Source organism: Sulfitobacter sp. PS-8MA, from assembly GCF_040933935.1.
Taxonomy (GTDB): Bacteria; Pseudomonadota; Alphaproteobacteria; order Rhodobacterales; family Rhodobacteraceae; genus Sulfitobacter.
In genome coordinates this window covers 1,057,421-1,083,193 of sequence record NZ_JBFQYJ010000006.1, presented here as the reverse complement: position 1 = coordinate 1,083,193, position 25,773 = coordinate 1,057,421, and the positions used below count along the sequence as shown (strand labels likewise).

The 25,773-nt window shown below is 63.3% G+C and carries 26 protein-coding genes; 6 read left to right on the top strand and 20 right to left on the bottom strand.

Features of this window, described 5'->3' with window-relative positions; all coding sequences use genetic code 11:
- Window positions 1-54 precede the first annotated feature (54 nt).
- Complete coding sequence (locus AB4M76_RS09210) at window positions 55-1,212, bottom strand: deoxyguanosinetriphosphate triphosphohydrolase (protein ID WP_368441529.1); 1,158 nt, start codon at window positions 1,210-1,212, stop codon at window positions 55-57.
- Between the two features lie 96 nt (window positions 1,213-1,308).
- Between AB4M76_RS09210 and AB4M76_RS09205 the strand changes: the two genes are divergently transcribed.
- Window positions 1,309-1,632, top strand: a complete 324-nt coding sequence (locus tag AB4M76_RS09205) for a HesB/IscA family protein (RefSeq protein WP_368441528.1) — start codon at window positions 1,309-1,311, stop codon at window positions 1,630-1,632.
- A gap of 14 nt (window positions 1,633-1,646) precedes the next feature.
- On the opposite strand, the gene AB4M76_RS09200 is transcribed toward AB4M76_RS09205, so the two are convergent.
- Complete coding sequence (locus AB4M76_RS09200; protein WP_368441527.1) at window positions 1,647-2,705, bottom strand: hypothetical protein; 1,059 nt, start codon at window positions 2,703-2,705, stop codon at window positions 1,647-1,649.
- Window positions 2,706-2,762: 57 nt separating this feature from the next.
- Window positions 2,763-2,993: a hypothetical protein gene (locus AB4M76_RS09195; protein ID WP_368441526.1), complete on the bottom strand. Its 231-nt coding sequence runs from the start codon at window positions 2,991-2,993 to the stop codon at window positions 2,763-2,765.
- A gap of 350 nt (window positions 2,994-3,343) precedes the next feature.
- Between AB4M76_RS09195 and xth the strand changes: the two genes are divergently transcribed.
- Window positions 3,344-4,126 (top strand): exodeoxyribonuclease III, encoded by a 783-nt coding sequence (gene xth, locus AB4M76_RS09190; RefSeq protein ID WP_368441525.1) that lies wholly within the window; start codon window positions 3,344-3,346, stop codon window positions 4,124-4,126.
- A 59-nt stretch (window positions 4,127-4,185) separates the two neighbouring features.
- Here the strand turns inward: xth and AB4M76_RS09185 are convergent, their stop codons facing one another.
- Window positions 4,186-4,770, bottom strand: coding sequence for an HNH endonuclease (locus tag AB4M76_RS09185; RefSeq protein WP_368441524.1), 585 nt, complete (start codon window positions 4,768-4,770; stop codon window positions 4,186-4,188).
- A 146-nt stretch (window positions 4,771-4,916) separates the two neighbouring features.
- On the opposite strand from AB4M76_RS09185, the gene AB4M76_RS09180 reads away from it, so the two are divergent.
- Window positions 4,917-5,360, top strand: a complete 444-nt coding sequence (locus tag AB4M76_RS09180; RefSeq protein ID WP_368441523.1) for a VOC family protein — start codon at window positions 4,917-4,919, stop codon at window positions 5,358-5,360.
- On the opposite strand, the gene AB4M76_RS09175 is transcribed toward AB4M76_RS09180, so the two are convergent.
- The 3 genes from AB4M76_RS09175 to AB4M76_RS09165 are packed head-to-tail and all read right to left on the bottom strand — an operon-like array spanning window position 5,357 to window position 7,394.
- Window positions 5,357-6,022 (bottom strand): alpha/beta hydrolase, encoded by a 666-nt coding sequence (locus tag AB4M76_RS09175; protein ID WP_368441522.1) that lies wholly within the window; start codon window positions 6,020-6,022, stop codon window positions 5,357-5,359. The two genes, AB4M76_RS09180 and AB4M76_RS09175, sit on opposite strands and share 4 nt — an antisense overlap.
- Window positions 6,019-6,651, bottom strand: coding sequence for a DNA-3-methyladenine glycosylase (locus AB4M76_RS09170; protein ID WP_368441521.1), 633 nt, complete (start codon window positions 6,649-6,651; stop codon window positions 6,019-6,021). Before AB4M76_RS09170 ends, AB4M76_RS09175 begins: the two co-directional genes overlap by 4 nt.
- Window positions 6,648-7,394, bottom strand: coding sequence for a precorrin-6A/cobalt-precorrin-6A reductase (locus AB4M76_RS09165; RefSeq protein ID WP_368441520.1), 747 nt, complete (start codon window positions 7,392-7,394; stop codon window positions 6,648-6,650). Before AB4M76_RS09165 ends, AB4M76_RS09170 begins: the two co-directional genes overlap by 4 nt.
- Window positions 7,395-7,544: 150 nt before the next feature.
- Here AB4M76_RS09165 and AB4M76_RS09160 point away from each other — a divergent pair, with 150 nt between their 5' ends.
- On the top strand, window positions 7,545-8,756 hold the full coding sequence (locus tag AB4M76_RS09160; protein WP_368441519.1) for an MFS transporter: 1,212 nt from the start codon (window positions 7,545-7,547) through the stop codon (window positions 8,754-8,756).
- 26 nt (window positions 8,757-8,782) lie between these two features.
- Here AB4M76_RS09160 and AB4M76_RS09155 read toward each other — a convergent pair whose 3' ends face one another.
- The 5 genes from AB4M76_RS09155 to AB4M76_RS09135 all read right to left on the bottom strand — a co-directional run bounded on the left by AB4M76_RS09155 (window position 8,783) and on the right by AB4M76_RS09135 (window position 14,125).
- Window positions 8,783-9,547: a squalene/phytoene synthase family protein gene (locus AB4M76_RS09155; RefSeq protein WP_368441518.1), complete on the bottom strand. Its 765-nt coding sequence runs from the start codon at window positions 9,545-9,547 to the stop codon at window positions 8,783-8,785.
- Complete coding sequence (locus tag AB4M76_RS09150) at window positions 9,544-10,266, bottom strand: methyltransferase domain-containing protein (RefSeq protein WP_368441517.1); 723 nt, start codon at window positions 10,264-10,266, stop codon at window positions 9,544-9,546. The genes AB4M76_RS09155 and AB4M76_RS09150 overlap by 4 nt, the downstream gene beginning before the upstream one ends.
- Window positions 10,263-11,879: a citramalate synthase gene (gene cimA / locus AB4M76_RS09145; protein ID WP_368441516.1), complete on the bottom strand. Its 1,617-nt coding sequence runs from the start codon at window positions 11,877-11,879 to the stop codon at window positions 10,263-10,265. The genes AB4M76_RS09150 and cimA overlap by 4 nt, the downstream gene beginning before the upstream one ends.
- Entirely contained in the window at window positions 11,876-13,246 is a 1,371-nt protein-coding gene (gene cysS, locus AB4M76_RS09140) for a cysteine--tRNA ligase (protein ID WP_368441515.1), read from the bottom strand. The genes cimA and cysS overlap by 4 nt, the downstream gene beginning before the upstream one ends.
- A 279-nt stretch (window positions 13,247-13,525) precedes the next feature.
- Window positions 13,526-14,125, bottom strand: a complete 600-nt coding sequence (locus AB4M76_RS09135) for an outer membrane protein (RefSeq protein WP_368441514.1) — start codon at window positions 14,123-14,125, stop codon at window positions 13,526-13,528.
- A 392-nt stretch (window positions 14,126-14,517) separates the two neighbouring features.
- Here AB4M76_RS09135 and AB4M76_RS09130 point away from each other — a divergent pair, with 392 nt between their 5' ends.
- Both AB4M76_RS09130 and AB4M76_RS09125 read left to right on the top strand, forming a co-directional pair.
- Window positions 14,518-15,888 (top strand): phospholipase D-like domain-containing protein, encoded by a 1,371-nt coding sequence (locus tag AB4M76_RS09130; RefSeq protein WP_368441513.1) that lies wholly within the window; start codon window positions 14,518-14,520, stop codon window positions 15,886-15,888.
- A complete protein-coding gene (locus AB4M76_RS09125) occupies window positions 15,885-16,595 on the top strand; it encodes an endonuclease/exonuclease/phosphatase family protein (protein WP_368441512.1) in 711 nt (236 codons plus the stop codon). Before AB4M76_RS09130 ends, AB4M76_RS09125 begins: the two co-directional genes overlap by 4 nt.
- Before the next feature lie 19 nt (window positions 16,596-16,614).
- Here the strand turns inward: AB4M76_RS09125 and AB4M76_RS09120 are convergent, their stop codons facing one another.
- The 8 genes from AB4M76_RS09120 to AB4M76_RS09085 form a co-directional block, all read right to left on the bottom strand.
- Window positions 16,615-16,869, bottom strand: coding sequence for a hypothetical protein (locus AB4M76_RS09120; protein ID WP_368441511.1), 255 nt, complete (start codon window positions 16,867-16,869; stop codon window positions 16,615-16,617).
- 157 nt (window positions 16,870-17,026) lie between these two features.
- Window positions 17,027-18,184 carry an MFS transporter gene (locus AB4M76_RS09115; RefSeq protein WP_368441510.1) on the bottom strand — a complete coding sequence of 386 codons (1,158 nt, stop codon included), beginning with the start codon at window positions 18,182-18,184 and terminating at the stop codon, window positions 17,027-17,029.
- Between the two features lie 87 nt (window positions 18,185-18,271).
- A complete protein-coding gene (gene purU / locus AB4M76_RS09110) occupies window positions 18,272-19,174 on the bottom strand; it encodes a formyltetrahydrofolate deformylase (RefSeq protein ID WP_368442409.1) in 903 nt (300 codons plus the stop codon).
- Entirely contained in the window at window positions 19,149-20,570 is a 1,422-nt protein-coding gene (locus AB4M76_RS09105) for an L-serine ammonia-lyase (RefSeq protein WP_368441509.1), read from the bottom strand. The genes purU and AB4M76_RS09105 overlap by 26 nt, the downstream gene beginning before the upstream one ends.
- A gap of 4 nt (window positions 20,571-20,574) precedes the next feature.
- Window positions 20,575-21,849, bottom strand: a complete 1,275-nt coding sequence (glyA, locus tag AB4M76_RS09100) for a serine hydroxymethyltransferase (RefSeq protein WP_368441508.1) — start codon at window positions 21,847-21,849, stop codon at window positions 20,575-20,577.
- Window positions 21,850-21,928: 79 nt separating this feature from the next.
- Window positions 21,929-22,459, bottom strand: a complete 531-nt coding sequence (locus AB4M76_RS09095) for a sarcosine oxidase subunit gamma (protein ID WP_368441507.1) — start codon at window positions 22,457-22,459, stop codon at window positions 21,929-21,931.
- A 13-nt stretch (window positions 22,460-22,472) separates the two neighbouring features.
- The gene (locus AB4M76_RS09090) at window positions 22,473-25,475 is read right to left on the bottom strand and encodes a sarcosine oxidase subunit alpha (RefSeq protein ID WP_368441506.1); all 3,003 of its coding nucleotides are present in this window, start codon (window positions 25,473-25,475) and stop codon (window positions 22,473-22,475) included.
- Window positions 25,472-25,771, bottom strand: a complete 300-nt coding sequence (locus tag AB4M76_RS09085; RefSeq protein WP_368441505.1) for a sarcosine oxidase subunit delta — start codon at window positions 25,769-25,771, stop codon at window positions 25,472-25,474. The genes AB4M76_RS09090 and AB4M76_RS09085 overlap by 4 nt, the downstream gene beginning before the upstream one ends.
- Between the last annotated feature and the right edge of the window lie 2 nt (window positions 25,772-25,773).

Here is a 25,773-nt window from a genome sequence, read left to right as displayed (position 1 = left end):
CCTATTGATCGCCTCAGGGATAGCATGCCCCCCAGACCGGCGAAAGACATGCATCTAGCGGAAATCCCGCAGGTCGCTGCCAAAGAGCCGCGCATGTTCCTGAAGCGCGAAACGGTCGGTCATCCCGGCGATGTAATCCGACACCATCCGCGCCAGTGTCACCTCATCCTGCGCCGCCGCCACCGCATCGGCCCAGTGGCGCGGCAAGAGGTCGGGCTGCGACAGGAACAGCGGGAAGAGGTCTTCGACCACTTTGGTCACCTTCTCGCGCTGCGCCATTACCGAAGGGGCGCGGTACATGCGGGTAAAGAGAAATTCGCGGATCTGGCGCAGGTCGCGCCAGACCGGATCGGAAAAGCGGATCACCGGCTGGCCCAGATGGCGAATGTCATCCGGCCTGCGCGCCCCGGAGGCTTTCAGCAGGGCCGCCGAGGTTTCGATCACATCGCTCACCATCACGCCAAAAACCCGCCGCAGCGCCTCATGCCGTCTGCGGTAGGAATCGGTCTCGGGATAGAGGCGGTCCACCTCGGCATAGGCCGGGCCGACCATCGGCAGTTCGGCGATCTCGGCCTCGGTGAAGAGCCCCGCGCGCAGCCCGTCGTGCAGATCGTGGTTGTTATAGGCGATGTCATCCGACAGCGCCGCCACCTGCGCCTCGGCGCTGGCATGGGTGTGCAGTTCCAGATCATGCCGTGCGTTATACTCCGCCAGCGCATGGGGCAGATCACCCGTCACCGGGCCGTTGTGTTTGGCGATGCCTTCCAACGTGTCCCAGGTGAGGTTCAGCCCGTTGAACTCGGCGTAATGGCGCTCCAGCGCGGTGACGATCTTGATCGCCTGTGCGTTGTGGTCAAAGCCGCCATAGGGCTGCATCAGCGCGTGCAGCGCGTCCTCCCCGGTGTGGCCAAAGGGGGTGTGGCCCAGATCATGGGCCAGCGCCACGGCCTCGGTCAGCTCGCCATTGAGGCGCAGCGCCCCGGCGATGGTCCGGGCCACCTGTGCCACCTCGATGGAATGGGTCAGACGGGTGCGGAAATAATCACCCTCATGTTCCACAAAGACCTGCGTCTTGTGTTTCAACCGCCGAAAGGCGGAGGCGTGAATGATACGGTCCCGGTCCCGCTGAAAGCAGGAGCGGAAGGTGCTTTCCTCCTCGGGCACCAGCCGTCCCCTGGCGGTGTCCGGATCGGAGGCGAAATCTGCGCGCATTGCGGCTGGTCCTCTTTGCGGTCCTTGTGACCTGTCCTTACGCTTTCTATATGTTAGGTGAAGCCAGAAGAAAACCGATGCATCGGAGCCTTGCAGATGAACCTGCCCCCCAAAGTCACCCCCCGCGCCTTTGAACGCCTTGCCGAGATCGGGGCCGCGGACCAAGGCAAAGCCCTGCGCGTCGCTGTCGAAGGCGGCGGATGTTCGGGGTTTCAGTATGAGATCGCGCTGGATGAACCCGCCGAAGATGATCTGATCCTCGAAGGATCGGGCCAGAAGGTAGTGGTCGACAGTGTCTCTTTGCCGTTTCTGGCCGATGCGGTGATCGATTTTACCGAAGAGCTGATCGGCGCACGGTTTACCATTGAAAACCCCAATGCCACGGCCGCCTGCGGCTGCGGGACGTCCTTTTCCATGTGACCCGCCGGGGGCGCCTATTGGACGGTGACCCGGGCGAACCCTTCGAAAAATTCCCCAAAACGCGGGCTTGAGCGTTCGGCCGCCGCCAGAACCGCATGGCTGTCCGCACCCAGATAGGGCAGCACCTCAGCACGCATCCGGCCCCAATCAGCGCTGCGCGCGTTGCCCATATCGCGCAGGCAGACCGCCAGGGACCGCAGCGCGCCGCCGGCACCGGGGTTGCGGTGAAAGCGCAGCGCTCCTGTCGGCACCCGCTGCTGCGGCAGCGCCCGCCCCGCGATCCGTGTGGCCCATCCTGTAACCAGCCATTCGTGGAAATCATCGTCCTGCGATGCATCACCACCGGCTTCGATCAGACAGGCGCCATGCGCTTTGGCAACTGCCGCCTCCCAGAGCGGGCTGGGTGTGGCCTTTGCAAAGCGCAGCGCGGCACAGACTTCGGCCAAGAGGTCCATGTCCTGGTCCAGAAAGGCCAAGAGCCCGGTATATTCCAGACTGACCAGAGCCGCCGCAGGGAGATCGGGAGCCTGACGGCCATAGTCAGACAGGTAATAGACGATATGCGTCAACTCATAGGCGGCTTTGCGGTTGGGCAGCGCGAAAGTGCCGCTGCGCCCGATAAAGCGCCGCAGCCGCATGCCGAGCGCGCCCTGATCGACGCGCGGCCCGACACCCCGGCGCCGCAACAGGCGCCGCGCTTCGGCGCGCTGCAAATCCGACAGTTCCGCCTGCAGCAATCCGGCCCGGTCAACCTGCGCACAGAGCTTTGCCGCTTGGGTTTGCGGCAGGCCCAGATCCTCCAGATCGAGCGCGATTGACAGGATGAACCGGTAATACTGCGGATAGTCCCGCAGGGTTGCGCAGGCGTCCGCATGAAACCCGACGAGAGGCGCCAGCGCCGCTGTGTCCAGTTCAGCCCCCAAAGAGGCCAGCGCCCCCAGAAGCTCGGCATTCTCCTTGAGCCAAAAGACATCCCCCAGGGGCCGCCGCCGGGTTGCAACCGCCTCGATCAGCCGCGCGTGGCTGCTGTCATCCCTTTCATCCGCAGGTCTGAGTCGCACGACATTGGTCATCACAAGCCTCCGATATCGAAAGCGGATCGCCATGCGACCCGCTCTCTGGTTCCTGATTTACGCCAAACCGGTGGTGAAAAGGCCGACACCGCCGCCGCAGGCCATGCGCGCCTCCCAGCGTTGAAGCCCGGTGGTGAAGAGCGCCACCCCATCGCCCAGCAGCATCTCGCTGCCCGGGCGGCACAGCCCGGTGGTGAACATTTCCACACCAGCGCCATGATCCATGGTTCCGGCGCTTGGCAGATGCATGCTATGGCGGGCGGAAGTCTGTACTGCACGTTGGGTCATAGGGGTCTCCTCCAAATCTCATTTTGCAATCTAAAGATGTAGTGCATCCATTGATGCAGCCTCAGCGTGTTGCGCCAAGATTTTTTTGCCACCGATATTGTCTTGCTGGATTTGTCCACATTAGCGTCGTCCTAGAGGTCGCGGCCCTCCCCCAGAACATAGAGGTGCCCCCGCCCAGAAAAACAGTTATCCACAGGGGTAGGTCAGGACAATCCAAGCGTCCCAGCCCTGATTGTTCCCGTTGAGCGCGAATATGACGCACCGAATCACCCTGAAGGAGAGGCCGCTTCCGCCCTTGCCCCATGCCGTCGTTTGCGCGATAGCGGTCAGGTAGCAGGACGGAGGCGAAGATGAAGATCGCGAGTTTCAACATCAACGGGATCAAAGCACGCGCCACGGCTTTGCCGGAGTGGCTGGACGAAGCGCAGCCTGACGTCGTTGTCTTGCAGGAGATCAAATCGGTCGATGACGCCTTCCCCCGCGAGATGCTCGAAGAGCGGGGCTATAACGTCGAAACCCATGGCCAGAAATCCTTTAACGGTGTCGCGATCCTGTCCAAACTGCCGCTGGAGGATGTCACCCGTGGCCTGCCGGGGGATGACGCCGACGATCAGGCGCGCTGGATCGAAGCCACCGTGGTGGGCGAGGACATGGCGCTGCGGATCTGCGGGCTCTACCTGCCCAATGGCAACCCGGTGCCGGGGCCGAAATATGACTACAAGCTTTCCTGGATGGCGCGGCTTCAGGCCCGTGCCGAGAGGCTTTTGGCCGAAGAGACACCTTTTCTCATGGCCGGGGATTACAACATCATTCCCCAGGCCGAAGATGCCGCCAAACCCGAGAGCTGGCGCGAGGACGCGTTGTTCCGGCCGGAATCGCGGGCGGCATGGCGGCGGTTGGTGAACCTCGGGCTCACCGATGCCTTCCGCGCACGGACCCAGGGGCCGGGGCATTATTCATTCTGGGATTATCAGGCCGGGGCCTGGAACCGCAACAATGGCATTCGGATTGACCATTTCCTGCTCTCGCCGGCCTGTGCGGACCGGCTGCGCGATTGTCAGATCGACCGCGATGTGCGCGGGCGGGACAAACCCTCGGACCATGTGCCGATCTGGGTCGAATTAGATATCTGACGCAGGCGGGCTTGCGGCCCCCCGGCCCCTCCGAACGCCTTTCCGCCCAAGAAAATGGGTCAGGCTTCGAGCTCGGCATCCCAATAGAGGAAGTCCATCCAGCTTTCATGCAGATGGCCGGGCGGGAATTTGCGGCCCATGTTGCGCAACTCTTCCGCCCCCGGCTGGCGCGGCGGTTTGCGCAAGGAAAGCCCGGTCCGGTGCAGCGGGCGCGAGCCCTTGCGCAGGTTGCAGGGGCTACAGGCCGCCACGACATTTTGCCAGCTGGTCACGCCGCCGGCGGCGCGTGGCACCACATGGTCAAAGGTCAGATCCCCCCGCGCGCCGCAGTATTGGCAGCGAAATTCATCCCTCAGAAATAAATTAAAGCGCGTGAAGGCCACGCGCTTTTGAGGTTTGACATAGTCCTTCAGGACGACAACGGAGGGGATTTTGATCACCGTCGAGGGGCTGCGCACCACATCGTCATATTCCGCCACGATCTCGACCCGGTCGAGCCATTTGGCCTTGATGGCCTCCTGCCAGGGCCAGAGCGACAAAGGGTAGTAGGATAAGGGCCGATAATCCGCGTTGAGCACCAGCGCGGGGCGGTGTCTCAACGCCGCCGGCTGGCGGGTAAATTCGGTCCTGAAATCGCCGTCCATCTGGTCGCGTCCTCTGCCCGTTTACTTTACTATATAACGCCTATGCGCTCTGGCAAGATAAAGCTGATCCTTCGGGATCCCCGCCATTTTGCAGGTGAAATACGACAGGGAGGTGACAGATCGGCAGAGTTTGCTACCCTTGCCGCATGACTGATGACCCTTTACCGGACGCCCCCGCCCCGCGCGCCCTGCTGGAAGCGGCGCTATATGTTGATGACCTCGACAAGGCGCGGCAGTTCTACCGCGAAGAGCTGGGCTTGCAGCTGTTTCAAGAAGTGCCGGGGCGGCATATGTTCTTTGCGCTTGGCCCCTCGGTCTTGCTGATCTTCAACCCCACCGCCACGGCGCAGCCGCCGGGCAACCCCAAGATGCCGGTGCCACCGCATGGGGCGCAAGGCCCGGGGCATGTGTGTTTTGCGATGGATCGCGCGGAGATCGCCCGGATGGAGACCCGGCTGCGCGCCGCTGGCGTTACGATCGACACGCAGTTCGATTGGCCAAACGGGGCGCGCTCGCTTTATGTGCGCGACCCGGCTGGCAATTCGGTCGAATTCGCCGAACCTTGGCTCTGGGATGAGTTGAAGGGTTAAAGCCCCAGTTTGTCGCGCATGAAGGCCAGCGCCACGCTCAGCCCATCGGGCGCGATGCCATGGCCGGTGCCTTTCATGACATGGGCATAGACGTCCTGCCAGCCAGCCTCTTGCAGCGCTTCGGCGGCCTGCGGCAGGGACTGCGGCGGCACCACATCATCGGCGTCGCCATGAACCAGCAGCACCGGCGGCTTGACCCGCGCCTCTTCGGCCAGCGCTTCGGGGTTGAGCAGACGGCCCGAGAAGGCGACGATACCCGCCACCGCATCCTCGCGGCGCGGGGCCACATGCAGCGCCATCATCGTGCCTTGGGAAAAGCCGAAGAGCACGACCTGTTCGGGCAGCACGTCTTCATCCACCATCAGCGCATCGAGGAAGGCGTCGAGGTCTTCGATCGCGCTCATCATGCCGCGCATCGATTCCTCTTCGGATGAGCCGTCGATCCAGGGGATCGGGAACCATTGGAACCCCATGGGCGCCCCGGCGCAGGCTTCGGGCGCGTCGGGAGCCACGAAAAGCGTGTCGGGCAGATGCTCGCCCAGCGGATCGGCCAGCCCCAGCAGGTCCGCCCCATTGGCCCCATAGCCATGCAGGAACACCACCACCGACCGTGTGGTGCCAGAGACCGGCGCGCGGCGCTCGGCGTTCAAAACCCGTGTCATGACAATCCTTCCTTTTGTTTCAACACCCGGTAGTAGGCAAAGAGCAGCCGGGCCGCAACCGAGCGCCAGGGTGACCATGCGGCGGCCAGGGTGGCGAGCTCTTTCGGCGTCGGGCGTGCCGGCAGGTCAAAGAGCGCGCGGGCCGCTTCTTGCAAGGCCAGATCGCCTGCCGGGAAGATGTCGCGGCGGCCAAGGCAAAACATGACATAGACCTGCGCGGTCCAGGGGCCGATGCCAGGCATCAGCGTCAAAGCGGCGGAGGCCTCGGCGTCTGACAATCGGGTGAGCGCGTCGAAATCAAACTCCCGCTCGGCCAAGGCCAGCACATAGCGCGCTTTGGGACGGCTAAGCCCCGCCGCGCGCAGCCCCGCCTCTCTGGCGGCGACGACCTCAGCCGGATCAGTCAGCCCTGCCGCCAGCAGCCGCGCATGGATCGCTCTGGCCGAAGCCACACTGACCTGCTGGCTCACGATAATGTCGAGCAGCCCGGCAAACCCCGGCGCGCGCAGACGCAGCGGCAGCGGGCCGGTCTGGTCGAGCGCGGCGGCAAAGCGAGGCTCGATTGCGGCCAGCCACCGCGCCCCTTCGGCCACATCGGCGTCACAGGTGATCGGGGGATGGGCGGTCATAGCTGCGCCACCCAGTCGATCATGGCGTCAAGGGTCTCCACACGCGGCGCATCTGCGGGCCGCGCCGGCCGGTCGATCAGAATGATCGGCAGCCCAAGCGCCACTGCGGCGTCGACCTTGGGCCGGCTGGCCCTGCCTCCCAGATTGCGACAGATCAGCAGATCGACGGAAAGGGCGCGGAACAGGGCTATCTCTGCCTCGGTGACAAAAGGCGGATCGCCAAACACCAGATCGACGAAATCATAGGGCGCAGGCCGCTCATGGCGGTGGGTCTGACGCAGCATCAGGCGGCTGCCTTGAAATGGCAGGAAGTCCGGCAGGCTGGCCCATCCGGTGGCGGCAAACACCCGGGCGCCCATGGGAATGGCACGCGCGGCCTCTGCCACGCCCGGGGCGGCTGTGATCGAAGGGGCGTTTAGGGGCCATGCGGGGCGCTCAAAGCGCATATAGGGCAGGCCCAGTGCCGTGGCGGCAGCAAAGCCCGCCCGGCTCAGTGCCGCATCAAAGCTATGGCTCAGGTCGAGCACCGCGTCATAGGCCGCCATATCCCGCCGCAGGGCCGCGCTGTCCTTTGGGTCGCGCAATTGGACCGGCACCGGCATCGGGGCCGGGCTGCGCGGCGGTTCGGTCATCCATGTCGTGACCCGGTGGCCTGCTCCCGAAAGACGCTCGGCCAGGTCACGCGCCTCGGCACTGCCAGCGAGGAGCAAAAGGTTCAGGGGAAAGGCGCGGCTTGTGGTCATCAGCGCGATCTTCTGCGAGCTTCCCCCGGGGCGCAAGCGCCAACCGGCCCCGCCCGCGTCGCTTTCCTCACCGGCTTGCAAAAACAGTTGCCGCACTTGCCCTTATCTGCGCGCAGGGCTACGCCTTGGCGGCAAGTGAGGAATAGTGACATGATCGACGACAGACGTGCGCGCCGCAATGTGGCGGTGCTGGTGGCAGCGCAGGCTTTCCTTGGGGCGCAGATGCCGATGATTTTTCTGGTCGGCGGTCTGGCCGGCCAATCACTGGCCACCAATGTCTGTCTTGCGACCTTGCCGATCTCGATGATCGTTCTGGGCTCCATGCTCTCGGCCACGCCAGTCTCGGCGATCATGCAACGCTTTGGCCGGCGTGCAGGGTTCTTTCTTGGCGCATTGGGCGGTGCGGCGGGCGCGGCGCTCGCGGCCTACGGCCTCTACCTCGCCTCCTTTCCGGTCTTCCTCGCCGGTTCTTTGCTGACGGGTGTCTATATGTCAGCGCAAGGGTTCTACCGTTTTGCCGCCGCCGACACGGCCTCTGACGCCTTCCGGCCCAAGGCGATTTCCTATGTCATGGGCGGCGGTCTGGTCTCGGCGGTTCTGGGGCCGCAGCTGGCCAATGCCACCTCTGAGAGCTTTGTCGTGCCGTTTCTGGGCACCTATATCGCCGTGGTGCTGGTGAATGTGATCGGCGCGCTCTTGTTTCTTTTCCTCGACATTCCCAAGCCGCCCCTGCCCGCGCATGACGCGCCCCGGGGCCGTAGCCGCTGGGAGTTGCTGACCACGCCGCGTATCGCCGTGGCGGTGATCTGTGCCATGGTGTCCTATGCGCTGATGAACCTCGTGATGACCTCCACCCCGCTGGCGGTGGTGGGCTGTGGCTATAGCCAGGACAACGCGGGCTATGTGGTGACCGGCCATGTGCTGGCGATGTTCGCGCCGTCTTTCTTTACCGGCCATCTGATCTCGCGCTTTGGCGTGGAGCGGATCATGGGGCTGGGCATTGCGATCCTCGCGGCGGCTGGTCTGGTGGCTTTGCAGGGGGTCGAATTGGGCAATTTCTTTGTTGCCCTGATCCTGCTCGGGCTGGGCTGGAACTTTGGCTTCATCGGCGCCACCACGATGCTTGCCGGCGCGCATGAGCCGCATGAGCGGGGCCGGATGCAGGGGTTGAACGATCTGCTGGTCTTTGGCGGGGTGACCGTGGCCTCGCTGGCCTCGGGCGGGCTGATGAACTGCTCGGGGGGCACCGCGCAAGAAGGCTGGGCGGCGGTGAACCTTGCCATGGTGCCTTTCCTGATCCTTGCCGGTGGTTCGCTGATCTGGCTGGTGATGCGCAAGCGGCGTGAGGCGCGGCTGACCTGAGGCCCGGCTACTGACTTAAGGACCAACTACCAGCGCGAGACCAGCGCCCGCAGCGCGAAATGGCGGCGCGGGTCGGGCAAAGCGGCTTCGGACACTTTCCCCGGATGGGCGATGGCGGCCTTCAGCACCGGACCGGCATGGGCCGCAGGCAAGAGCGCCGCCTGCGCCTCGCTCGGGATGTTCCCCCGATTGGCGCGGGCCGCCCTGAGCCGCGCAAGCGCGCCTTGCGCCAAGGTCGAGACAGCTTTCGATGTGCCGTCGAGCAAGGGCACCCGGCCCGCTTCCTCCAGCGTGGGGATCGCACAGAGCCATGCGGCAATGCCGGTCGCATAGGCCGCGTTGCGCACGGTGGTTTCATCCTCCGCGCCCAAACGGCGCGCGGCGACCCACATCAGGTGACCGGCGGTCTGGTCGATGTAGCGCTCGAAATGCGCCTCGTCCTCAAAAGGGTCTTTGTAGATATCCCAACGGCGGGCGGCGACGAGCTCATCGAGCAGCCGCGCGTCATCGGGCGTGATCGCGCGGGCCAGCGGCGTGGTGACCTCATGGCGGCGCACCGGCTTGCCCTCGGCGATCTCCTCAAGCGCATCGCGCCACCATTGCAAGCGCATCTCGGCGATCATCGTTTCCTGCGTGACCCAAGGCGCGCGGGCGACTTCGACGTTGAAGGCATAGAGCGGGAAGAGCAGCTTACGGGTTTCCAAGGGAGCCGCCATGGCGGCGCGAAACCGCCAGGGGTCGGCGCGTTCGACCATGGCGGCGCAGGCGGTGAGGTCGGCGTCGAAACTCATAGGGGGCGGGCCACGGTCAGCAGATAGCCAAATTCATCCCGATGCGCGCGCCAGCCGGCGATTTCCGCTTCGGCCTCGTCCAAGACCTGGGTCAGTTCCGCATCCGCGCCGGGGCGCAGTTTTTCGATCCGCGCCTCCAACGGGGTATAATAGTTCTCCCAGGCTTCGTCTGAGAGAAGCCGGGTGGCGATCACCTCATAGCCCGCGGCCTTCACCCGCGCAGCAATCCCCGCCCCATCGCTGATCGCGGGGTATTCCGCCCAGAAGGCGCGGGCCTCGTCAGAGGGGCTATCGGTCAGCCAGCAGGGTTCGGAAAAGGCCACGACACCGCCCTCGCGCAGCGATTTGCGCCACCGGGTCAGCGCCTCGGTCACGCCGAGGAAATAGACCGCCCCGGCGCACCAGATCAGATCGTAGTGATTGGCGATCCGGGCCATATCGGCGCGCAGCAGGGTGACATTGGCGTCGGCCACAAAGCGGCCCCGCGCGGCGTCCACGAAATGCGCGGTCTTGTCCAGCGCAGTCACATGGCCCTGCGGCACTGCCGCGCGCAAAGCGCCGATGTCGCTGCCGGGGCCGCAGGCCACATCGGCAATCTCGGCCCGGGCGGGCAGATCGACCTGATCAAGCGCCCATGTCACATCCGCAGGCTCCCCCGGCCCTTCCCGCGGCAGATCGCGGTGGAGCGTGAAAAAGGCGGTCATATCGTCGTCGGTCATTCAGCGCGGTCCCGGATCAGTTTCCAACGAATGGCATCAAGCAGCGCCTCAAAGGAGGCATCGAGTATGTTGGCGCTGACGCCCACGGTGGACCAGCGCCGCCCCTGCCCGTCTTCGCTGTCGATGATGACACGGGTGGTGGCTTCGGTGCCGCCTTGGGTGATGCGCACTTTGAAGTCAACCAATCGCATGTCGTCGAGCAGGCTGCTGTATTTGCCGAGGTCCTTCGCCAAGGCTTTCGACAGCGCGTTGACCGGGCCACGGTCCGCGCCGTCTTCGTCGAGCGATTCCGAGACCGAGAGGCGTTTTTCGCCATCGACCTCGACCACCACGACCGCTTCCGACAGGCTGACCATCCGGCCTTCAGCATTGCGCCGACGCTCAACCGTGACGCGGTAGCGTTCGACGTCAAAAAGCTGCGGAAGCTGGCCCATGACGTCGCGGGCGATCAACTCGAAACTCGCCTGCGCCGTGTCATAGGCATAGCCCTGCGCCTCGCGCTCTTTCACCACGTCTAGGATGCGGCCCAAGGCCGGGTCGCCCTTTGCGACCGCCAGCCCGGCATCGCTCAGCCGTTTGCGCAGATTGGATTGTCCGGCCTGGTTCGACATCGGGATGATGCGGGTATTGCCGACCAGCGCCGGGTCGATATGCTCATAGGTGCTGGGGTCCTTGGCGATGGCGGAGGCATGCAGCCCCGCCTTATGCGCAAAGGCCGAAGAGCCGACGAAACCCGCCTGTTTCATTGGCACACGGTTGAGGATCTCATCGAGCATCCGGCTGGTGCGGGTCAGCCCGCGCAGCGCGTCATGGGTGACGCCGATCTCATAGCGGCTGGCATAGGGCTCTTTCAGCAGCAGGATCGGGATCAGCGTGGTGAGATTGGCATTGCCGCAGCGCTCGCCCAGCCCATTGAGCGTGCCTTGGATCTGCCGCGCGCCCGCGTCAACAGCGGCCAGCGTGCAGGCGACGGCGTTTTCGGTGTCGTCATGGGTATGGATGCCCAGACGGTCGCCGGGGATGCCGGCGGCGATGACATCGCGGGTGATCTGGGCAATCTCGGCGGGCAGCGTGCCGCCATTGGTGTCGCAGAGCACGATCCAACGCGCGCCCGCGTCATAGGCGGCGCGGATGGCGGTGAGGGCATAGTCCGGGTTGGCCTTATAGCCGTCAAAGAAATGCTCGGCGTCAAACAATGCCTCGCGGCCTTGGGCAACCAGATGGGCGACGGATTTGGCGATATTGTCGGTATTGTCGTCCAGCGTGATGCCAAGCGCGGTTTTGACGTGGAAATCGTGGGTCTTGCCGACGATACAGACCGACCGCGTCCCTGCGTTCAGCACGGCGGCCAGCACGTCGTCGTTTTCAGCCGACATGCCCGCCCGTTTGGTCATGCCAAAGGCGGTGAGCCGCGCCTCAGTCGGCGGGGCTGCGTCGAAAAACGCACTGTCGGTGGGGTTGGCGCCGGGCCAGCCGCCTTCGATGTAATCCACCCCAAGCGCGTCCAGCGCGCTGGCGATCTGGCGTTTCTCGTCGGTGGAGAACTGCACCCCTTGGGTCTGCTGCCCGTCGCGGAGTGTGGTGTCATAGAGGGTGAGACGTTCGCGGGTCACAACAACCCCTCCAGCTGGGTCCGGTCAAAGCCCGGCGGTGGGGTCAGCTTCACCCCGTCCTTGCTCATCTGCACCTCGACCCCCGCCGAGGTCAGCGCCTTTTTGATCCGGTCGACCTCGGCGAAATCCTTGGTTTCCATCGCGGTGGCGCGGGCGTCGCTGAGAAAGGCCTCGACATCCGTGAGGTCCAGCGCCTGAACCGCCGCCCATTCGGGGATCAGTTCATCCATCAGCCCCAGCAGCGACAGCGCCCCACGCAGCCGCGCCGTATCGCCCTCGCCCGCCAGCCGGTGGCATTCGGTCAGCGCGCCGTGGGTGTTGAGATCATCGGCCAGAAGCGCCAGCAGTTCCGGGCTCGGCGTCGCGGCCTCAGCCTCCGCCGCCTGAAGATACCATTTGCGCAGGGTCTTCTCGGCCTCCTCACGTTTCTTCTCGGTCCAGTCCATCGGCTTGCGATAATGGGTCGAGAGCATCACGAAACGGATCACCTCGCCCGGCACGCCCTGGTCGAGCAGGTCGCGCACGGTAAAGAAATTGCCCAGGCTCTTGGACATCTTCTTGCCCTCCACCTGCAACATCTCATTGTGCAGCCAGTAGTTCGCAAAACCGTGGCCCGCGCATTTCGACTGGGCGATCTCATTCTCATGATGCGGGAATTGCAGGTCGATGCCACCGCCATGGATGTCGAAACGCTCGCCCAGAAGATCATGCGCCATGGCGGAACATTCGATATGCCAGCCCGGGCGGCCCTGCCCCCAGGGCGACTCCCAGCCCGGCGTGCCCTGATCCGACGGCTTCCAGAGCACGAAATCCATCGGGTCTTCTTTGTAAGGCGCCACCTCGACCCGCGCGCCGGCGATCATATCGTCGACCGAGCGTCCCGAGAGCGCGCCATATTCGGCATATTTGCGCACCCGGAACAGCACATGGCCCTCGGCCTCATAGGCATAGCCATCGTCGATCAGCCCCCGGATCATCGCGACCATCTGCGGCACATATTGCGTGGCGCGGGGCATGTGATCGGGCTCCAGCGCGCCGACGGCGGCCATGTCGTCCAGATACCACTGGGTTGTCTCGGCGGTGATCTCACCAATGCTGCGCCCGCTTTCGGCGGCGCGGGCGTTGATCTTGTCATCGACATCGGTGAAGTTGCGCACATAGGTCACCTGCTCCGGCCCATAGACATGGCGCAGCAGCCGGTAGAGCACATCGAAGACGATCACAGGCCGCGCATTGCCCAAATGCGCGCGGTCATAGACCGTGGGGCCACAGACATACATCCGCACATCACGCACATCGATCGGCGTGAAATCCTCTTTCTTCCGGGTGGCGGTGTTGTGCAGCTTGATCGTCAGGTCACGGGTCATGGGCAGGCGTCCTTGCGCGGGTGTGACGCGGGCTTGGCATAGTTTTGTCAGAATGGGAATGACGTGAACAGCGGCCCGCGAGAATGTCTCAGCGGGTAATGCAGCAAATAATGAGTGTTGCGGTGTTCATATGGGGGTTGTAGCAAGCCCGCCGCCCTGCGCCAAGCCCCGCGTTTCACGAACTTTCAGGGCAATGGGCTCGGAGTGCGGGCAAGAAAAAGGGCCGGCTCCTGTCGAAGCCGACCCCATAGACCACGCGGGAATGCCCGCGTCGCCTTTTTAGAAGCGCATGGAACCGCGCAGCGAGATGGTGGTCGCGTCCAGATCGTTACCGGATGTGCCGCCAACATCGTCGAACTTGTGCTGAAGCACTTCGCCACCGATGGTGTACTGATCGGTCACTTTATAAGTCACACCCAGACCGGCGAAGGGGCCGGTTTCATCGCCAACATTGGTGTCCGCACGGGCCGCACCGGCTGTTGCATAGACCAGCGTGTTGCCGAAGTCGTAACCGGCTTTCAGCTTGGCACGTGCGACGGAATCGACATTTGCACCGCTGGTGCCGAGGTCGATGTCGGTCTTGTCATAGTCGAGTTCACCACCCAGTACGAATGTACCGAAGTCGTAGTCGTAACCGGCGTGCACACCGTAGGAAGTGTCGTCACCGTCCAGCAGACCGGAATCGCTGTCCACATCGGTGTTGCCAACCTGCAAACCGCCGTAGAACCCTGTCCAGTCGCTACCAGTCGCAACAGGTGTGGGCGCGGGGGTGTAGACAGGTGCTTCCACAGGCGCGGTTTCCAAAGAACCGGCTGTAGCGACACCGGCCAGGCCGGATGCGATCAGGGCAAGGCTGGAGATTGTTGTAATGCGTTTCATGTTCTGCTCCTTAGTTACAGGTGATTGCCTACGCTCACTGGCGCAGGATCACTCACGCAACGTCCCATATAGGTCTGGGTTTCAGGAATTTCACATCACGGAAATGCGATCAGCGCTTTGTCGCACATTTGCAACAGGTCGATCGGCCAAGGGGCGCTTGGCGAGCGGCGGGCCGCGATAAACTGCTTGCAGGGCGGCGGGTTTTACGCTCAGGATTTCGCCTTCATTGTGATTCCGAACAGTCGGTTTTCCCTGCACATCGGTTTTTCACGCATCCGCGTCGGATGATTGTCGGTCACCCGCGGGCCACGTTCCCATCGGTCATGTGCTTGCCTTATCGCGCAAAGCGTTATCTGCTTGATGTGGCAGACTTAAGGAGCAGACACCGGCATATGTCCTGGATCATGACCCATCTCGAAATCGTCGTAATCGTCCTGTTGACGCTCCTTGCGGCGGTCGTGATTTTGCAACAACGGCGCACCCCCCAGTCGACAGCGGCCTGGCTGCTCGCGATCATCGTGCTGCCTTGGGTCGCGGTGCCTTTGTTTCTGGGGCTGGGGTTTCGCAAACAGTCGACACGTTATTCCCCTGTGCATTTCCTGAAAGGCGACACCGGCGGCCCGCCCCCGCGCCCGGTGCATACGCTGGATGCGACGATGCAGCATTTCGGCCTGCCCGCCGCCGCGCCGGGTCAGAACCTGCGGCTGCTGGGCGATCCGGTCGCGGCCTATGAGGCGGTCATGGCGCTGGTGCGCGGGGCTGAAAAACGGCTGGATGTGCTCTTCTATATCGTGAGCAATGACGCCACCGGGGTCGCCTTTGTCGATGCGCTGACCGAACGGGCCAAGGCGGGGGTGAAGGTGCGCCTGCTGATGGACCGGCTCGGCACCTTTCGCGGTCCGGCTGCCGCGCTGCGCCGGCTGCAGGCGGCGGGGGGCGATGTGCGCTTTTATTCGCCGCTGTTGCAAGTGCCGGGCTCGGGCCATCTGAACCTGCGCAACCACCGCAAGATGATCATCGCCGATGATGCGCGTGTATTTTCCGGCGGCATGAACATCGGCGCGCATTATCTTGGCGCCAAGGCGCTTGAGGACGGATGGGCCGATCTTGCCTTTCTGCTTGAGGGCCGCGCGGTGCAGAGTTTCGGGGATGTCTTTCGCTCCGACTGGGAGGTGGCCAGCGGCGAGCAGTTGGAACCGACGCCGATGGTGCCCGCGCATACCGGCGGCAATGCCACGGTGCAGCTGGTGCCCTCCGGGCCCGACATTGCCGAAGACCCCCTGCATGATGGTTTGATCCGGGCGCTCCACCTCGCGGAATCGCGGATCTGGTTGGTCACCCCCTATTTCGTGCCGACCGAGGCGCTTGGCGCCGCGCTTACCATCGCGGCGCGGCGCGGGGTCGATGTGCGCGTGCTGGTGCCGGACCGGTCGAACCAGCGGCTCGCCGATTTCGCCCGCGGCGCCTATCTGCGCGATCTCCAGGAGGCGGGCGGCCATGCGCTCTATTATCAGCCGGGTATGATCCATGCCAAAGCCGGGGTCATCGACAACATGGGCTTTGTCGGCACCGCAAATTTCGACGTGCGCAGCATGTTGCTGAATTTCGAGGTGACGCTGTTGATCTATGACGCGGGCACGGTGGGCAGCCTTTGTGATTGGTTCGAACATCTGTCAGAACATTGCGCCATGGAGAAACCCCCAACAGGCCTGTTCCGCAAAGTGGCCGAAGGTCTGTTCCGCCTAGGAGCGCCCATCCTATGATCCCGCCCGTCGCCCCCCAGACCCTCCGCATCGTGAGCTATAACATCCGCAAGGCCATGGGCACCGACCGGCGCCGCGATCCCGAGCGGATCATGCGGATCATTCGCAGCCTGCATGCCGATGTGGTGATCCTGCAAGAAGCCGACCGCCGCCGCGCGCCGCGCCCTTCTGCCCTGCCGCTGGAGGAGGTGGAGAAGGCCACCGGCCTGCGCCCCGTGCCGACCCCGAGCGAAGTCAGCATCGGCTGGCATGGCAATGCTATTCTGGTCCGCCCCTCCACGCGCGTCGACCATGTCGCGCATCTGACCCTGCCGGGGGTCGAGCCGCGCGGGGCGATGGTGGCTGATCTGCATCTTGGCGGCAGGCCGCTGCGCGTCATTGCCTCGCACCTGGGGCTGCTGCGCCCCTCGCGCAAAGAGCAGCTGAGCGCCATGATCGCCCATCTCGATGCCTGCGCCGCCTGCCCCACCTTGATCGCCGGTGACCTGAACGAATGGTCGCAAAAGGTCGGCTTGGGCCGTCTGGCCAAACGCTTTACCATCCACGCGCCGGGCAAGAGCTATCATGCAAGGCTGCCGGTGGCCTTTCTCGATCGGATGGCATTGGATCAACATCTGGAAGTGCGCCAAGGTGGCGTGGTTGAGACCGCACAGACCCGGCAGGCCTCGGATCATCTGCCGATCTGGCTGGATGTGGCGCATCGTTAGAGCGCGCTAGGCGCGCGCGTCAGCTCTTGCTCTGGTCGGGGTCCGATTTTGCTTCGGGATCGTTGTAATCATTGGGGTCAAAGTCACCGGGATCAAAGGCCTCTTCATCCTCGGCGATGCCCGACACATGCGTGGTCCCGGTTTCCTCGTCATAGACCAGCCCATAGGTCGCTTTGCCCTCAGATTTATAGCGCCGGTACTCGTGAATGCCTGCGTAGACAAAGACGATCGTGATGGGCAGCAGAATCAAAGCGGCGATCAATTGGGGTTGCATGTAGGCTCCTTGGCTTCGGAATGGCGTTGGTACAAAGGCAGCCTCACTGGAAAGACGCATCGCCCTTTGGTGCCAAACGCTCTGCTATCAGATGGGTCCCTGAGCGAAAGCTTCAACCTTTGGCCGACAGCAGATCCGACAGATGCGCGCCCTGCGCCTAGCTGAGAGAGCGCCGTACGGCCATCGTCGCTTCGGTAAAAGCAAGCAGCGCGATCAGGATCAACAGCGGCCGCGATCCGATCTCGACGATCATCCATCCTGCGATCAGCGGGAAGCCGAAAATGCCGATAAAATACGTCAGCGCAAAGAGTTGCAGGGTCTGCGCATTGAGCTCTTCACGGGCGTCATTCGCCGCCACGGTGACAAGGATCGGATAGGACACCCCGTAGCCAATGCCGAACAGCACAGCCACCATCAGATAAAGCGGCACGCTGGTGCTGCTAAAGATAAACAAAACCACGCTCACCCCCATGGCACATAGCAAGACAGCGATCGTGCGATAGGGGTTATCGCCGCCCTTGAAACGCGCCAAGATCAGCCGGAAGAAGACGACCGTCGCCGTATAGACCAGAAAGAAATTGGCATAGTTCAGCCCGCGCGCATCTGCGAAAACGGTCTGGAAGTTGATCATCCCGGCAAAAACGCTTGCCCCCAGACAGATCATCGCAATCGGCAGCAAGGAGCGCGATTTGATCACCCCCGCCAAGGCTTGACGGGTGATGCGCGACGGCGCTTCCGGGCGCGGGCTGATGGCATGGGCCTTGATCGGATGGTCCAGCAGATAGAACAGGACCGCGCTGATGATGCAAAGCGCAGCGGTCAGGTGAAAGGCGAAACGCACCGAATAGCCCGCCCCTTCCAAGACCGATGCCAGAACCGGCGAGAGCCCAAAGCCGGCCATGTTGAATGCCGACAAAAGCGTGAAATAGCGCACCCGGTCGGCCATTGTGACAAGCCGCGACAGGACAATCGGGCCGAGCGAATAGGTCAGCCCCCAGCCAAACCCCATCAGCAGGCTGGCGAGGACCAGTCCGATCCCCACCCGGTCTATCAAGCCAAAAAGAAACAGCGACAGCGAGATCGCAAGGCAGGCGCCGCTCAAGGTGCGCAGGCGGCCAAAGAGATCGGACAGATGGCCGGAGAAATAGACCGTCACAAGGGTCGCAATCGTGGTCGCGAACAACATGCTCCCGACCACTTTTTCATTGGCGCCGAAACTGTCGAAAAGCCGTGGCAGCAGGAAGGTCAGACCATAGGCACCTGCCTGAAGAAAAATCGCGATCAAATACAACGCAAAGAGCAATGGTCGGGTCATGGGAAACCTTAAAATACCCAGTCTATCGGCAGGCCCCGCTGGGAAAAGCCTTATCTGCGCGACCGTCACATCGCGCAGGTTGCGTGGCTATGAAAACACCACCGTTCGTTGCCCATTCAGCATGACCCGCCCTTCGAGGTGCAATTTGACCGCCCGCGCCAGAACACGCGATTCAATATCGCGGCCAACGGCGACCAGATCATCGGGCGTCATCGAATGCACCACCCGCTCAGCCTCCTGTTCGATGATCGGCCCTTCGTCGAGGTCCGCCGTGACGTAATGCGCCGTGGCGCCGACCATTTTCACCCCGCGCTCATGGGCTTGATGATAGGGTTTGGCGCCTTTGAAACTGGGCAAGAAGGAATGGTGGATGTTGATCACCCGCCCGGAAAGCCTGCGCGACAGATCGTCAGACAGCACCTGCATATAGCGCGCCAGCACGACAAGATCGACATTGCTCTCTTCGACAAGCTGCATGAGCGCCGCTTCGGCTTCGGCCTTGCTGTCCCGGCTGACAGGGATATGGTAAAAGGGCAGCCCCTCTTGCGCCGCCACCCGCGCGGCGTCGGCGTGGTTTGATACCACGCCCACAACCTCGGCGTTCAGCCAGCCGACGCGGACCTGATAGAGCAGATGCAGCAGCGCGTGGTCAAAACGCGACACCATGATCAGCACCCGAGGTTTGCGCGCCGCATCGGTGAGGTTCATCTGCATGTCAAAGCGGCTGACCACCGGGGCGAGCGCGGCCTCGATCTTGGCGGCACTTGTCCCCTCGGCCCCGATAAAGGCGAGACGCAGGAAGAAGCGGCCGCTCGGGCGGTCCCAGAACTGCGCCGTTTCGACAAGGTTTGCGCCCTGCCCGGCCAGCACATTGGTCACGGCCGCCACGATCCCCGGCTCGGCCTTGCAGGTCAGGGTCAGGATGAAACGCCGCGCGGTTTGCGCGTCGCCGGTGGCTGGTTGTTCAGCATTCGGGCAGGTTAACGGCAAGGCCTCCAAGGCTCGTCTCCTTATATTTCGTGTTCATGTCTTCGCCGGTCTGGCGCATGGTTTCGATGCAATTGTCGAGCGGCATGAAATGGGTCCCGTCGCCGCGCAGGGCGAGGCTGGCCGCGCTCACCGCTTTGATGGCCCCGAGCCCGTTGCGTTCGATACAGGGCACTTGCACCAGCCCCGCAACCGGATCGCAGGTCATGCCAAGATGATGTTCCAGCGCGATTTCTGCCGCGTTTTCGATCTGCGCATTGCTGCCGCCCAGAGCCGCACAGAGCCCACCGGCGGCCATGGCAGCGGCGCTGCCGACCTCGGCCTGACAGCCAGATTCCGCGCCCGAGATCGAAGCGCGGTGTTTGATCAGACCGCCAATCGCGGCGGCGGTCAGCATCATGGTCTCCAGCCCCGCGTCACTCGCGCCAAGACAATGATCGCGGTAGTAGCGCGCCACGGCAGGCATCACCCCCGCCGCGCCGTTGGTGGGCGAAGTCACGACACGCCCGCCCGCCGCGTTTTCTTCGTTCACCGCCATGGCATAGACCGACAGCCAGTCGCTCGACGCATGGGGTTGGCGCTGGTTGCTGCCGCGTTCGGCCAGCAGCTGCTGATGGATCGCTTTGGCCCGCCGTTTGACACGCAATCCCCCCGGCAGGGTGCCATCCAGGGCCAACCCCCGGTCGATACAGGCGTTCATCACGTCACAGACAGATTTGATCTGCGCCGACAATTCGCGCGGTTGAATGGATTGATGCGCACATTCATTGGCCCGCTTCATCTCGGCGATGGTCTTGCCTGAGCACTTGCCCATCTCCAGCATCTCCGCCGCAGAGCCAAAGGGATAAGGGTAGCCGCGCCCGGCCTGTTCGGCCTTCAGCGTCTGTGTTTTCGCTTCGGCCTCGGCCTTGAGTTCCGCCTCCGTCACGACAAACCCGCCCCCGACCGAATAATAGGTCTGGGTGAGATAGGGATTGCCGCGCTCATCAAAGGCTCGCAGCACCAGCCCGTTCGCATGGCCCGGCAAAGGGGGGCCATAGTCAAAGACCAGATCGCTCTCGGGATCAAAGTCCAAGCCCCCCAGCCCCGGCGGGCTGATGCGTCTGGTGGCGCGCACCTCGGCCTCCAACTCTTCGGCGGCGTCCGGGTCAAGGGTTTGCGGCAGATAGCCCAGCAACCCAAGGATCACCGCGCGGTCGGTCGCATGGCCCTTGCCAGTAAAGGCCAGTGAGCCATGCAGCGACGCCCCGAGGCGGGTCAGACGGCCCGCGCCGGGGATCTTTTCCGCCGCGCCGCGCAGATCGTCCAGAAAACGCGCCGCGGCGGTCATCGGCCCCATCGTATGCGACGATGAAGGGCCAATGCCGACTTTGAAAATATCGAAAACCGACAGGAACATCTGCCTAGACGCCCTCGGCGTAGATCGGATGCGCGGCACAAAGCGCCTGCACCTCTTTCAGAACGGCGGCTTCCACCTCGGCATCGCCTTCGGGGCTGTCTGCCAGCGCGTCGATCACCCGCAGCACCAAGTCACCGACCTTACGGAACTCGGCCTCTCCAAAGCCCCGCGTGGTGCCGGCAGAGGTGCCAAGCCGCACGCCCGAGGTCACGAAAGGCTTTTCCGGGTCAAAGGGGATCGCGTTTTTGTTGCAGGTCAGCCCGGCCCGCTCCAGCGCGATTTCGGCGGTTTTGCCGGTGACCCCTTTGGGGCGCAGATCGACCAGCACCATGTGGCAATCCGTGCCACCAGAGACCACCCCAAGCCCCCCCGCGACCAGCACCTCGGACAGCGCGCGCGCATTGGCGATCACCTCCTGCGCGTATTGTTTGAACGACGGGGCGAGCGCTTCGCCAAAGGCCACCGCCTTGGCCGCGATCACATGCATCAGCGGCCCGCCCTGATTGCCGGGGAAAACGGCGGAATTGAACTTTTTGGCCAGGGTTTCGTCATTGGTCAGAATGATTCCGCCGCGTGGACCGCGCAGGGTCTTATGCGTGGTTGAGGTCACCACATGCGCATGCGGCACCGGGTCCGGATAGTGACCGGCAGCGATCAGCCCCGCGTAATGCGCCATGTCGACCATCAGATAGGCGCCCACCTCATCCGCGATGGCGCGGAAGGCGGCGAAATCCATATGCCGGGGATAGGCCGATGCCCCGGCGATAATGAGCTTTGGCTTGGTCTCCTGCGCGACTTTGCGCACATTGTCCATGTCGATCAGGTGATCGTCCTTGGACACTTCGTAGCTGACCACATCGAACCATTTGCCCGACATGGTGACCGGCGAGCCGTGGGTCAGATGGCCGCCATGGGCCAGATCCAACCCCATGATTCGGTCGCCCGGTTGCAGCAAGGCCAGAAACACCGCCTGATTGGCCTGCGCCCCGGAATGGGGCTGCACATTGGCAAAGCCCGCGCCGAAAAGCTCCTTCACTCGGTCGATGGCGATCTGTTCGACCGTATCCACATGTTCGCAACCGCCGTAATAGCGCCGCCCCGGATAGCCTTCGGCGTATTTATTGGTCAGCACCGATCCCTGGGCGCGCAGAACATCGCGGCTGACGATGTTTTCCGACGCGATCAGTTCGATCTGGCTTTGCTGCCGGTCAAGCTCGTGGCGGACCGCATCGGCCACGGCGGTGTCGGTGATCTGGTTTTTATCGACGGTCATAAGCATGACAGATATCCTTTTAAACACTCGGGAAGAGCGCGCTCCCGTCACAGGGGCGCGGCATTGTCGGGGAAGTGGCAGAGCCTTAGTGGCCGGCGGCAAACTCGCGCATTGCGATCTCAAGGATGCCCTGCACATGCGGCATGTAGGAGCGCCAGACTTCGAGGCGGAAAGCCTCCTCCGCGTCCCGGATCAGCACGACCTGCGCATAGTCGAAAACGCTGCGTTTGGCCCCGCCAATCGGCAGGCGCGACAGGTCAATGGGGCAGCCCACAGACAGCAGCTCGGCGGCGGCGGGCCCCTTGATGCTCAAGCTCAGCTCCCGGTCCGAGATCACCACAAGACTGTGCGGCGTCGCGGGGCGCAGCGCGTCAAAGGCCGCGACAATCGCCTGCTGGTCGCTTTCCGCGGCATGGAGCAACCATTCATCCGGCCCGAGGCAATAGGCAGCGCGGTCGCCTTGTTGCGCCCCCTCCCCGATCTTGGCGGGAAGGCTGAGCCCAAAGGCAGAGGCGGCGGCGGCGCGGTCCTTGGGGTCGATGCGCAGGTTGAACCGGGCCACAGGCGGGAGCGGTGTGACACTGACCGCATCGAAAGAATTAACAGGTGCATTCATGATCTCGTCCTCCTTATTCGACCTTCAGGCGGTCGCCCGCGGGGTCGTAGAACATGGTTGAGGTGACTTTCGCCGTGACCGTGCTGTTGGCCTCTGTCGGGATGTGCAGCGTCTGATCCATCCGGTCGAAGCCGCCTTCGACCACCGCCATGGCGATCGACCGGCCAAGCGCTTCGGACCAATAGGAAGAGGTCACATGGCCGATCATCTTCATCGGTTTGGGCTGGTTCGGATCGTCGACGATCTGCGCCCCTTCGGTCAGCACCGTTTTCGGGTCATCGGTCAAGAGGCCCACCAATTGCTTGCGCCCCGGTGCCACGATATCGGGCCGCTCAAGCGAGCGTTTGCCCACGAAATCCGGCTTTTTCTTGCCAATCGCCCAGCCGATCCCCGCATCCAGCGGCGTGACCGTGCCATCGGTGTCTTGCCCAACGATGATGAACCCCTTTTCGGCCCGCAGAACATGCATCGTTTCCGTGCCATAGGGGCAGATGCCGTATTGCTGACCGGCCGCCCAGAGCTTTTCCCACAGCGCCTTGCCATGGCGCGCGGGCACGTTGATCTCAAAGCCCAGCTCGCCGGTAAAGCTGATCCGGAAGAGCCGCGCCGGGAAGCCGCCGACAGAGCATTCGACCACCGACATATGCGGCAGTGCCTCGGCAGAGATATCGGCCCCCTCGACGAAGGGCGCCAGCAGCTTGCGCGCATTGGGGCCATTGAGTGCGATGGTTGCCCATTCCTCGGTTGTCGAGGTCAGCCAGACCTTGAGGTCGGGCCATTCGGTCTGCAGGTAATCCTCCATCATATTGAGCACCCGCGCCGCACCGCCGGTGGTGGTGGTGACATGGAACAGATCGTCGCGCATCCGGCCAATCACGCCATCGTCGCGAATGAACCCGTCCTCGCCCAAAAGCAGACCATAGCGCGCCCGACCGACAGCCAGTTTCGTCCAAGGGTTGGTGTACATCCGGTTCATGAATTCGGTCGCATCGGGGCCGGAGACCTCGATCTTGCCGAGGGTGGAGGCATCGAAAATACCGACATTCTCACGGGTTGCCCGGCACTCGCGCGCGACGGCCCTATGCATGTCCTCCCCCGCCTGGGGGAAATACCAGGCCCGCCGCCACAGCGCCACCGGCTCAAAGGCCGCGCCCTGTTCTTCGGCCCAGCTGTCAATCGGCGTGCGCCGGGTCACTTCGAAATGCTTGCCCTTGTGATAGCCCGCGAAAGTGCCGAAAGTCGTCGGCGTATAGGGCGGTCGGAAGGTGGTCAGCCCGACCTGCGGGGCCTCTTTGCCAAGCGCGTCGGAGGCGATGGTCAGCCCGTTCATATTCGACAATTTGCCCTGATCGGTGGCCATGCCATTGGTGGTGTAGCGTTTGACATGTTCGATCGATTTCATGCCCTCGCGCACCGCAAGGCGAATGTCCTTGGCCGTCACGTCGTTCTGAAAATCGACAAAGGCTTTCGCCTTGCCCGCGCTGCGGTCGGTCGGCAGTTCCTTTTGCGTGATCCCCGTCCCGGCCCGGTCGCCGGTCACCGCATAGGTGGCCGTGCCGGTCATATGGCCCAGCGATTTCACCGCGTCGCTGCCGGCTTTCGCCCCATCTTCGAGCGCGGCGGCAATGCCCCAAAGGCCGCGTCCGGCGCCGGCGATATGCACGTCTTCGGTCTTATGCCCCGGCAGATAGACTTTCGCCTCGGGGTCCCAATGCAGGGAGCCTTTGGTGTGCGAAAAGAGATGCAGCGAGGGGGTCCAGCCGCCGCAGACCAACACCGCGTCGCAGGGCAGCATCGTTGCGGGGCCGACGTTCCCGTGCCGCACCGGGTTGACGCGCAGTGCCTTGACGCGCAGGCGCCCTTTCGTGCCGGTGGCGGTATGCCCAACCAGCGTGTCGATCCCGCGTTTCATGGCCTGCTGCACCAGAGCGGCAGAGACTTCGGCCCTTGTGTCGACGATGGCCACGAGTTTGGCCCCGGCATCCGCCATGTCAAAGGCACTGTACCACGCGCTGTCATGGCTGGTCAGAACGACGGGCTTCTGGCCCACCAGAACGCCAAAACGGTTCAGGAAAGTCTGCGCTGCGCCAGCCATCATGATGCCGGGCGTGTCATTGCCGTGAAAGACCATGGGCCGCTCAATCGCCCCCTGCACCAGGACGACCTCCTGCGCCCGGACCCGCCACATCCGCTCACGCGGCGCACCATCGGGCACATCGCCCAGATGATCGGTCAGCTTTTGCACCAGACCGATCATGTTCTGGTGGTAGTAGCCCATCGCGGTGGTACGGGTCATCCGTGTCACATTGGGCAGGCCGTCAAGCTCGGCCAGCGCCGTTTCCAACCAATCCCAGGCGTCTTTTCCGTCGATGTTGATCGAGGGCTCCGACAAGAGCGTGCCGCCCATCTCGGCGTGTTCATCCACCAGCACGACCTTGGACCCTGCCCGCCCCGCCGACAAAGCCGCCGCGATGCCCGAGGGGCCCGCGCCCACCACCAAGACGTCACAATGCAGATAGCGGCTGGCATAGCTGTCGGGGTCGACCTCGCTCGGGGCCTTGCCGAGACCGGCCGCCTTGCGAATGAAAGGCTCATAAACCGAGTCCCAGAAACTGCGCGGCCACATGAAGGTCTTGTAATAGAATCCGGCTGAAAACAGCATGTAGAGACGGTCATTGATCGCGCCGAGGTCAAAGGCCAGCGTCGGCCATTTATTCTGGCTCTCGGTTTTCAGGCCAGGATAGATCTCCTGCATCGTGGCGCGGGTGTTGGGCTCGAACCGGCCTTTGCCCCGGGTGGTGCCGATCAGCGCATTGGGTTCTTCCGACCCTGCCGTGACCACGCCGCGCGGGCGGTGATATTTGAAACTGCGCCCCATCAGATGCACGCCATTGGCGAGCAAAGCGGAGGCGACGGTATCCCCTTCAAATCCCTCGAATGTTTCCCCTTCGAAGGTGAAGGATATGGGCTTTGAGCGGTTGACCCGGCCTTTGCCCGTTACGCGGAACTTTGTCATTCTGCTGCCTCCAGCTGTGTCATATCCGGTCGGGCTTCGCCCGCTCTATAGGTGGTCAGGAACCGGTCGCTCACCGTGTCGCGCAGGGCGTTGAAAAACCGCCCGCAGCCGTTGATGTGACGCCAGCGCTCGGCATGGAGCCCTTTGACATTGGTGCGGATAAAGAGAAAATCGCGCCATTCTTCATCGCTGAGTTTCGAGGGATCTTCGGGCCGCACGATATGCGCCTCGCCAGCATAGGCGAATTCAAGTTCCGGCAGCGTATCGTCGCAATAGGGGCAATGGATCAAAAGCATGT